Here is an 8752-nt window from a genome sequence, read left to right as displayed (position 1 = left end):
CGTCGAACCCGCCGGCCAGCTCCGGGGCCACCGCGACGTAGCCGACCAGCAGCGGGGTGCCGGACGCGCTGCGGCGCACGGCCGCGGCGCCGCCGGTGACCCCGGGCAGGTTCACCAGCGCGGTGTCCACCTCGCCGAGCTCGATGCGGCGGCCGCCGACCTTGACCTGGTCGTCGGCGCGACCCACGAAGTAGAGGCCGTCGGATTCCAGCCGCACCAGGTCCCCGCTGCGGTAGGCGCGGGTCCACAGCGCGAGCGGGCTCGGATAGGGCAGCGCGGCGTACTTCTCGGCGTCCTTGTCCGGGTCCAGGTAGCGGGCCAGGCCGACGCCGCCGATGACCAGCTCGCCGACCTCGCCGAGGGCCACCGGCAGTCCGTCCTTGTCGACGACCGCCAGGTCCCAGCCGGGCAGCGGCAGCCCGATGCTCACCGGAGACCTGCCGTCCAACCGCGCGGCGCACGCCACCACGGTGGCCTCGGTCGGCCCGTAGGTGTTCCATACCTCGCGGCCCGCCGAATCCGGTCCGGCGGCGAGCCGTTCGGCCAGCTCCGGCGGGCAGGCCTCGCCGCCGAAGATCAGCAGGCGCACCGATTCCAGCGCCTCGGCCGGCCACAGCGAGGCCAGCGTCGGCACCGTCGAGACCACGGTGATGTCGCGCGAGACCAGCCACGGCCCCAGGTCCATGCCGCTGCGCACCAGCGACCGGGGCGCGGGCACCAGGCAGGCGCCGTGCCGCCACGCCAGCCACATCTCCTCGCACGACGCGTCGAAGGCCACCGACAGCCCCGCCAGCACCCGGTCGCCGGGGCCCAGCGGGTTGTCCTGGAGGAACAGTTGCGCCTCGGCGTCGACGAACGCCGCCGCGCTGCGGTGCGTGACGGCCACGCCCTTGGGGGTCCCGGTCGATCCGGAGGTGAAGATGATCCACGCGTCGTCCCGACTCAGCGGCGCCGTCGCGCGCCAGCCCCGGGACGCGCCGGGCCCGCGGACCAGCCCGCGTTCGGTGATGACGGCGACCACTTGCGCCTCGGTGAAGACCAGCTCGGCGCGCTCCGGCGGGTCGTCGGCGTCGACCGGCACGTAGGCCGCGCCGGTGGCCAGCGTGGCCAGGATCGCGACGTAGAGCGCATAGCTGCCCGAGGGCATCCGGATCCCGATCCGGTCGCCGCGGCCGATCCCGCGGGCGCCGAGCCAGGCGACGCTGTCCTCGACGTCGGAGATCAGTTCGGCGTAGGTGAGCTGCACGGTTCCGTCGTCGAGCGCGGGCGCGTCGGGGAATCGCCGGGCCGTCTCGTACAGGATGTCGACGAGCGTGCGCGGCGGGGAAGCGAACTCCGACAGCAGGTATTGCGCGGGGATCTCCGGGGTTCGATCCATGGCTGTCACGGGTACAAACTACTCAGCGTCCGGAGTCGCTTGGCCCCGTCGGGCGGCTCATTTCGCGTGTCGGACATCCGGCTGGCACAATGAGCCGCTTGGAGGGGAGTATTCCTTCGCCACGGTGTCGTCATCACGCCGTCCGACCTCGGACGACCGGTGCTGTGGGCCACCGCACTGCGCGGTGGTGGAAGAGACCTCCGGCGTGTGACGACGACCGGAGGTTTGATGAACGTAAGTGGTCTCGAGTGGGGCATCACGCTCACCGTGACGATCGCGATCCTGCTTTTCGACGTGATCGTGATCGGGCGTCGCCCGCACGAGCCGACCCGGCGTGAGACCGCCGGGTACCTGACCCTCTACGTCAGCCTGGCGATCGCTTTCGGCCTGTGGACGTGGTTCTTTCACGGCAGCCAGTACGGCATCGAGTTCTTCGCGGGCTGGCTCACCGAATACAGCCTGTCGGTGGACAACCTGTTCATCTTCCTGATCATCATGGCCAGCTTCAAGGTGCCGCGGATCTACCAGCAGCAGGCGCTGCTCGTCGGCATCATCCTGGCCCTGATCTTCCGTGGCATCTTCATCGCGCTCGGCGCGGTGGCGATCAACCAGTTCTCCTGGGTGTTCTACATCTTCGGCGCGTTCCTGATCTACACCGCGCTCAAGCTGGTCAAGGACACCGACCACGACGACGACGGCGACAACGCGGTGGTGCGCTTCGCGCAGAAGCGGATGAAGTTCACCGACGAGTGGGACGGGCTCAAGCTCTGGATCAAGGACAACGGTCAGCGGCTGATGACCCCGATGTTCCTGGTGATCATCGCGCTGGGCACCACCGACCTGCTGTTCGCGCTGGACTCGATCCCGGCGATCTACGGCCTGACCCGCGAGCCCTACCTGGTGTTCACCGCCAACGTGTTCGCGCTGATGGGTCTGCGGCAGCTGTACTTCCTGCTCGGCGATCTGCTCAAGCGGCTGGTGTACCTGTCGCAGGGCCTGGCGATCATCCTGGGCTTCATCGGCGTGAAGCTGCTGCTGCACGCGCTGCACGAGAACGAGCTGCCGTTCATCAACGGTGGCGAGCACGTGCCGGTGCCGGAGATCCCGACGCTGCTCTCGCTCGGGGTGATCGTCGTCACGCTGCTGCTGACCACCGTGGCCAGCCTGTACAAGACCCGGGTGCACGACGTGCGGAAAAACGGCACGTCAAACGGGGATTCGCCGGCCAGCGACAACGAGACGACGGTCGATCCGCACCCCGATACGAGCCGCTGAGCGTGCGATAGTTGCACTCGCGCTGAGCGCAAACCTGGGCCGCACCCGGTCACGCTGGATAGCGTGACCGGGTGCGGCTTTTCGTGGCAGAAGACGGTGGCGTGAGCGAGCTGACCGACGGCGACCAGCAGATCGTCCGCGTCGCGGCCAAGGACCTGCAGGCGGCCCGGCGGGTCCGGGCCCGCATCCGCGCCGGTTCCGACGACGTCGCGGTGATCCTGGACGTCACGGTCGCCGTCGCAGGGGACTTCCGGTCCGCGCAGCAGGCGCTGGACCCCGCCGACGAGGCGACCGTGCACTACGTCGGCACGGTGGACGGCCTGGCGGGCCTGATCTCCGACATCGCGTCGGCTGGCGTCGCCGACGGCGTCACGCTGATCCCGGCGTCCCCGCGGCAGGACGTCGGCACGGTGGGCCGCGACGTGCTCGGCCGGCTGGCCACGCGCGATCAGCCGCGCGCATCCTGAAGCGCGGCGTCGATCAACGTCGCGTAGCGCAGCGTGCGGGCATTGCCGGTGGTGCCGCCGCCCATCTTGTTCATCACGTAGGCGAACGTCGCGTGCCGCTCGAGGTCCATCACCACCAGCGAACCGCCCCAGCCGCCCCACCAGCACACCTTCCCTGACCTGCCCGCGGGCACGGCAGGAACACTCTCGGGGCTGGGCAGGCCGAACCCGATGCCGAAACGCAGCGGGACGAACAGCACTCGGTCGGTGCCGCGGGACTGCTCGGTGAAGATCAGCTCGACGGTGCGCGGGCCGAGCAGCCGGACCCCGCCGGCGGTGCCGCCCAACGAGATCGGGGACAGCGCGCGGACCAGACCGCGGGCGTTGCCGTGACCGTTCGCGCCGCCGATGTCGGCCCGTCGCCACGCATCGGTCTCGGCGTGGGCGACGCCGTAGGCGCCGGGCGGGAACGCCGCGAACGTCAGCACCGCCGGGTGGTCGGGCGGCAACCGGTCCAGGCCGCTCTGGCGTGGTGGGGGAGCCACCAACTCCGCGATGCGCGGGTGGTCTTCTGGCCGCGCCCCGATCTGGACGTCGGCCTGCAGCGGAGCAGCGATCTGTTCGGCGACGAACTGCTTCAGTGACGTGCCGGTGATGCGGCGGATCAACTCGCCGATCAGGTGCCCGTAGTTCATCGCGTGGTAGCCCGACGCGGATCCCGGCGGCCACCACGGCGCCTGCGCGGCCAGATGCGCGGTCGCCCTGGGCCAGTCGTAGATGTCCTCGACGCCGAATGGGGTCTGCCATCCCGACACCCCGGAGGTGTGCGACAGCAGATGGCGCACCTCGATGCCTGCCTTACCGTTGGCGCCGAACTCGGGCCAGTAGCGGGCCACCGGCGCGAACGGGTCCAGCTCGCCGCGGTCGACGAGCATCAGCGCCGCCAGCGCGGTCAGCGTCTTGGTGCAGGACCAGAAGTTGACGATCGTGTCTTGTTGCCAGGCAACGGTTTTCGCTCGGTCGGCGTGGCCCGCCCAGATGTCGGCCACCAGCTCCCCGTCGACGTCGACGGCGATCGACGCGCCGAGTTCGGCGCCGGCGGCGACCTCGTCGGCCAGCGCTGCGGCCAGCGCGTCGAAGCGGGACTCCCAGCGGCCGGCCACCTCCGTCATGAGACAGACCCTAGGCCGTGTCGTCCCTGCGGCGGGAGGAGCGCGCCTGCTATCTCACCAGTTGTCGTAGCCGCCCTCGGGGCCGAGCATGCGCTCCAGCCGGGTGCGGTTGATCCGGGCCAGCTCGTTGCGGACCACCTTGCGCTCGGTCTCGCGGTCGTGGTGCAACCGGTCGCGCATCGTCGCGAGCACCTGGTCGGCGCCGTACCCGTTGACGAACATCACGAAGCCGAACCCGAAATGGTCCAGGTAGGCCTTCGACGCGGCGGCCAGCTCGGCCATCACCTCGGGGCGTTCGTCGGAGATCGCGCACTGCTCGGCCTGCGACTTCTCGCTGCCCGGCCGCCTGCCCACGTCCGGGTAGGCCTGCAGGATCGAGTCGACCGCCTCTTCGCTCAACCCGAACAGCAGGGTGTCGGCGAAGCGGAACAGCCGGTCGTGGGTGTCGAACGGGCGGGCGCGGGCCAGATCGGCGGCCAGCGGCACGCTGTAGCAGCACTCGAAGACCGCGTGGACGGCGCGGCGCATCGGCAGGGCGTTGAATGCGTCCAGCCCGATCCCCTGATGCAGCAACACACCGCAATGATCGGTTCGTCAAGCGGCGCAGGCGTTACGCCGTGTTACGGGCGTGCAACACAATGCGCGACAGTGCCTGAACATGCCGAACCGGCGCGAGCAGACACAAACTCGCACGAAAACGGACCCGAACGTGCGAGTTCGCGTCTGCTCGCGAGTGGGAGGTCAGTGGCCCTCGGCCTTGAAGCGCTCGATCGAGCGGTTCACCTCGGCCTCGGCCTCTTCGCGGCCCACCCAGTCGGCGGCCTTGACGAACTTGCCCGGCTCCAGGTCCTTGTAGTGCACGAAGAAGTGCTTGATCGCGTCGAGCTCGAACTCCGACACGTCGCCGATGTCCTGGATGTGGTCCCATCGCGGGTCGGCGAGCACGCAGAGCACCTTGTCGTCGCCGCCCTTCTCGTCTTCCATCCGGAACATGCCGACCGGACGCGCCTCGACGATGCAGCCGGGGAACACGGGCTCGGGCAGCAGCACCAGCGCGTCCAGCGGATCGCCGTCCTCGCCGAGGGTGTCCTCGATGTAGCCGTAGTCCGTCGGATAGCCGAACGCGGTGAACAGGTAGCGGTCCAGCTTCACCTTGCCGCTGTCGTGGTCCACCTCGTACTTGTTGCGGGAACCCTTCTGGATCTCGATGAGGACATCGAACTGCACGCCGTGACTCCTACTGTGCGGGGACCTGGGGCGTCGCTGACGACGCGGGTCAACACTAAACGAGGGATACGCTGCTCTACAGGGGTGGCTCGGCTAGGCGATCGAGATCAGGAGAAATATGCGGCCCACTCGGTGGCGGCGATCCACGTACATCGTGGTGGGGGTGTCGGTTCTGGCGCTGGTGGTCGTGCTGGTGGCCGCGGCCGCGCTGGTGGCCACCCGGCAGACCTCTGAACAGGTCGCGGTCGGCCCCGCACCCGCCCTGGCGACCGCGTCGCCACGGGTCCAGCCCGTCTCGGAATCCGCGGACAAACCCACCCCGCAGGGCCTGACCCGGGCGCTGCGCGCAGTGCTGGCCAACCCGGATCTGGGCAGGTTCACCGGCCGCATCACCGACGCGCAGACCGGCGAACAGCTGTGGACGCAGGGCTCCGGTGTCCCGATGCAGCCCGCCTCGACGAACAAACTGCTGACCGCCGCCGCGGCGCTGCTCACCCTCGACCGCGACGCCAGGTTGACGACGCGCGTGCTGTCCCCGAAACCCGGGGTGGCGGTGCTCGTCGGCGGCGGCGACCAGACGCTGTCGGCCGCGCCGCCCAACGTCGACACCTGGTACCGCGACGCCGCGCGGATCAGCGACCTGGCCGACCAGATCCGGCGCAGCGGCGTCGACGTGAACACCGTGCAGGTGGACGTCGGCGCGTACACCGGGCCGACGATGGCGCCCGGCTGGGACCCGCTGGACATCGACGGCGGCGACATCGCGCCGATCGAGTCGATCATGCTCGACGGCGGCCGCACGCAGCCGGTGACCGTCGAGTCGCGCCGGTCCAGGACCCCGGCGCTGGACGCCGGCCGTGCGCTGGCGGTCGCGCTGCGCCTGGATCCGGCCAAGGTGACGGTCACGTCGTCGCCGACGTCGGAGGCCAAGGGCACCGAGATCGCGTCGGTGCAGTCCCCGCCGCTGATGCAGCGGCTGCGCGACATGATGAACTTCTCCGACAACGTGATGGCCGAGTCGATCGGCCGCGAGGTCGCCGCCGCCACCGGCGAGCCGCAGAGTTTCGCCGGTGCCGCGCGGGCGGTGCTGGACGCGCTGCGCGAGGCCGGCATCGACACCGCGGGCGCGCGGCTGCTGGACTCCAGCGGCCTGTCGGTGGACAACCGGCTGACCGCCGAGACCCTCGACGAGGTGGTGCAGGCCGCGGCCGGTGACTCCGAGCCGGCGCTGCGGCCGGTGGTGGACCTGCTGCCCATCGCCGGCGGCTCCGGCACGCTGTCCAACCGCTACCTCGACACCGAGGACGGCCGCGCCGCGGCGGGGTATCTGCGGGCCAAGACCGGGTCGCTGACCGGCACCAACTCGCTGGCCGGGATCGTCACCGGCGAGAGCGGCCGCGTGCTCACCTTCGCGCTGCTGTCCAACGACGCCGGCCCGACCGGGCGGACCGCGCTCGACGCGTTCGCGGCCACGCTGCGCACCTGCGGGTGCCGGTCGTGACCTCGTCGCCGAAGTCCGGGCTGACCGTCGGCCGCGCCGTGGACTGGAATCTGGCCGCGTCGCTGGGCGGGAAACTGGCCCGCCCGGAACCCCCGGCCACCGACTACACCCGCAGGCAGGCCGTCGCGCAGCTCAGCGAGGCCGCCCGCGACGCCGAGCTGCCGGTGCGGGAGACGACCGGGCTCATCGAGGGCGGGGAGATCCCCGAGGCGCGGGTGGTCAACCGCCCCGAGTGGATTCGCGCCGCGGCGCAGTCGATGCGGGTGATGACCGGTGGTGACGGCGACGGCAAACCGGGCGCGCTGACCGGCCGGATCGCCGGCGCGCAGACCGGCGCGGTGCTGGCCTTCGTGTCCTCGGGCATCCTCGGTCAGTACGACCCGTTCGCTCCCGGCGGTGGCGAGCTGCTGCTGGTGTATCCGAACGTGATCGCCGTCGAGCGTCAACTCCGGGTGTCCCCCAAGGATTTCCGGATGTGGGTATGCCTGCACGAGGTCACCCACCGGGTGCAGTTCCGGGCCAACCCGTGGCTGGTCGGGCACATGTCGGATGCGCTCGCCGTGCTGACCGACGAGGACGGGGAGGACGTCGGCCAGATCGTGAGCCGGGTCGCCGAGTACGTCCGCGATCGCCGCTCGGGTGCGAAAACGGGTGAGCCAGAATCGAATTCGGCGGGCATTCTCGGGCTTGTGCGTGCCGTGCAGTCGGAACCGCAGCGTGCGGCGCTGGACCGCCTGCTGGTGCTCGGCACGCTCCTCGAAGGCCACGCCGAACACGTGATGGACGCCGTCGGCCCGGCCGTGGTGCCGTCGGTGGCCTCGATCAGGCACCGGTTCGATCAGCGCAGGCAGCGCAAACAGCCGCCGCTGCAACGCCTGCTGCGCGCACTGCTGGGTGTCGACGCGAAGCTCAGCCAGTACACCCGGGGCAAGGCGTTCGTCGACCACGTGGTGGACCGGGTCGGCATGGCGCGCTTCAACACCGTCTGGACCGATGCCGCGACGTTGCCGCTGCCGGCCGAGATCGACGAGCCGCAGCGATGGATCGACAGGGTGCTGTAGCCGAGCTGCGCGCTGCGCTGGCCGGCTTCGTCCGTACCCACCCCGACGTGTCCGGGCCGTGGTGTGTCGCGCTGTCCGGCGGTCCCGACTCGCTCGCGCTGACCGCGGTCGTGGCGGCGCTGCGGCCGACCACCGCGTTGATCGTCGACCACGGGCTGCAACCGGGATCCGCGCGCGTCGCCGCGACCGCCCGCAGCCAGGCGCTGAGCCTGGGATGCGTTGATGCGCAAATCATTCCGGTGGACGTGGGTACCGACGGCGGGCCGGAGGCCGCCGCCCGCACCGCCCGCTACCGCGCACTCGGGCAGGCCCGGCGCGGCGCACCGGTGCTGCTGGCGCACACACTCGACGACCAGGCCGAGACCGTGCTGCTCGGGCTGGGCCGCGGCTCCGGCGCCCGTTCCCTCGCGGGCATGCAGTCCTACGATCCGCCCTGGGGCCGTCCGCTACTCGGGGTCCGGCGTGCGGTCACCCACCGTGCGTGCGCCGAACTGGGCCTCACCCCCTGGCAGGACCCGCACAACGCCGACCCGCGCTACACCCGGGTCCGGCTGCGCGCCGAGGTGCTGCCCCTGCTCGAGGAGGTGCTCGGCGGCGGCGTCGCCGAGGCGCTGGCACGTACTGCCACCGCGCTGCGCGAGGACACCGACGCGCTCGACGACATCGCCGCGCGGGCCGTCGTGCCGGCGGGG

General features: G+C 70.9%; 9 protein-coding genes. 5 read left to right on the top strand and 4 right to left on the bottom strand.

Annotated elements, in window-relative coordinates; translation table 11 throughout:
• On the bottom strand, positions 1 to 1378 hold a 1378-nt coding region (locus MVA01S_RS27215), incomplete at its 3' end, for an amino acid adenylation domain-containing protein (protein WP_159426356.1).
• Between the two features lie 228 nt (positions 1379 to 1606).
• Here MVA01S_RS27215 and MVA01S_RS27210 point away from each other — a divergent pair.
• Complete coding sequence (locus tag MVA01S_RS27210) at positions 1607 to 2653, top strand: TerC family protein (protein ID WP_003931749.1); 1047 nt, start codon at positions 1607 to 1609, stop codon at positions 2651 to 2653.
• Between the two features lie 101 nt (positions 2654 to 2754).
• Complete coding sequence (locus MVA01S_RS27205; protein WP_003931750.1) at positions 2755 to 3120, top strand: hypothetical protein; 366 nt, start codon at positions 2755 to 2757, stop codon at positions 3118 to 3120.
• Here MVA01S_RS27205 and MVA01S_RS27200 read toward each other — a convergent pair.
• From MVA01S_RS27200 to MVA01S_RS27190, 3 genes are all read right to left on the bottom strand, one after another.
• A complete protein-coding gene (locus tag MVA01S_RS27200) occupies positions 3102 to 4271 on the bottom strand; it encodes an EstA family serine hydrolase (RefSeq protein WP_003931751.1) in 1170 nt (389 codons plus the stop codon). The two genes, MVA01S_RS27205 and MVA01S_RS27200, sit on opposite strands and share 19 nt — an antisense overlap.
• Positions 4272 to 4325: 54 nt before the next feature.
• Complete coding sequence (locus MVA01S_RS27195) at positions 4326 to 4847, bottom strand: 2-oxo-4-hydroxy-4-carboxy-5-ureidoimidazoline decarboxylase (protein ID WP_003931752.1); 522 nt, start codon at positions 4845 to 4847, stop codon at positions 4326 to 4328.
• Positions 4848 to 5012: 165 nt separating this feature from the next.
• Positions 5013 to 5498: an inorganic diphosphatase gene (locus tag MVA01S_RS27190; protein WP_003931753.1), complete on the bottom strand. Its 486-nt coding sequence runs from the start codon at positions 5496 to 5498 to the stop codon at positions 5013 to 5015.
• 118 nt (positions 5499 to 5616) lie between these two features.
• Between MVA01S_RS27190 and dacB the strand changes: the two genes are divergently transcribed.
• The 3 genes from dacB to tilS form a co-directional block, all read left to right on the top strand.
• Positions 5617 to 6999 (top strand): D-alanyl-D-alanine carboxypeptidase/D-alanyl-D-alanine endopeptidase, encoded by a 1383-nt coding sequence (gene dacB, locus MVA01S_RS27185; RefSeq protein ID WP_040542062.1) that lies wholly within the window; start codon positions 5617 to 5619, stop codon positions 6997 to 6999.
• Entirely contained in the window at positions 6987 to 8060 is a 1074-nt protein-coding gene (locus MVA01S_RS27180; RefSeq protein WP_003931755.1) for an Rv3626c family coenzyme F420 biosynthesis-associated protein, read from the top strand. Before dacB ends, MVA01S_RS27180 begins: the two co-directional genes overlap by 13 nt.
• A partial coding sequence (gene tilS / locus MVA01S_RS27175) for a tRNA lysidine(34) synthetase TilS (protein ID WP_060941769.1) occupies positions 8039 to 8752 on the top strand: 714 nt, incomplete at its 3' end. The genes MVA01S_RS27180 and tilS, both read left to right, overlap by 22 nt.

Origin of the sequence: Mycolicibacterium vaccae NBRC 14118 = CIP 105934 (assembly GCF_001552715.1) — a bacterium.
Classification (GTDB): Bacteria; Actinomycetota; Actinomycetes; order Mycobacteriales; family Mycobacteriaceae; genus Mycobacterium; species Mycobacterium vaccae.
Note: the sequence above shows the minus strand (reverse complement) of the source record. Positions and strands in the feature narration are given on the sequence as shown.

What these genes read in the sequence shown, in the direction of transcription:
- MVA01S_RS27210 (WP_003931749.1), top strand. Translation starts at nt 1,607, where the DNA reads ATGAACGTAAGTGGTCTCGAGTGGGGCATCACGCTCACCGTGACGATC.
- MVA01S_RS27200 (WP_003931751.1), bottom strand. Translation starts at nt 4,271, where the DNA reads ATGACGGAGGTGGCCGGCCGCTGGGAGTCCCGCTTCGACGCGCTGGCC.
- dacB (WP_040542062.1), top strand. Translation starts at nt 5,617, where the DNA reads ATGCGGCCCACTCGGTGGCGGCGATCCACGTACATCGTGGTGGGGGTG.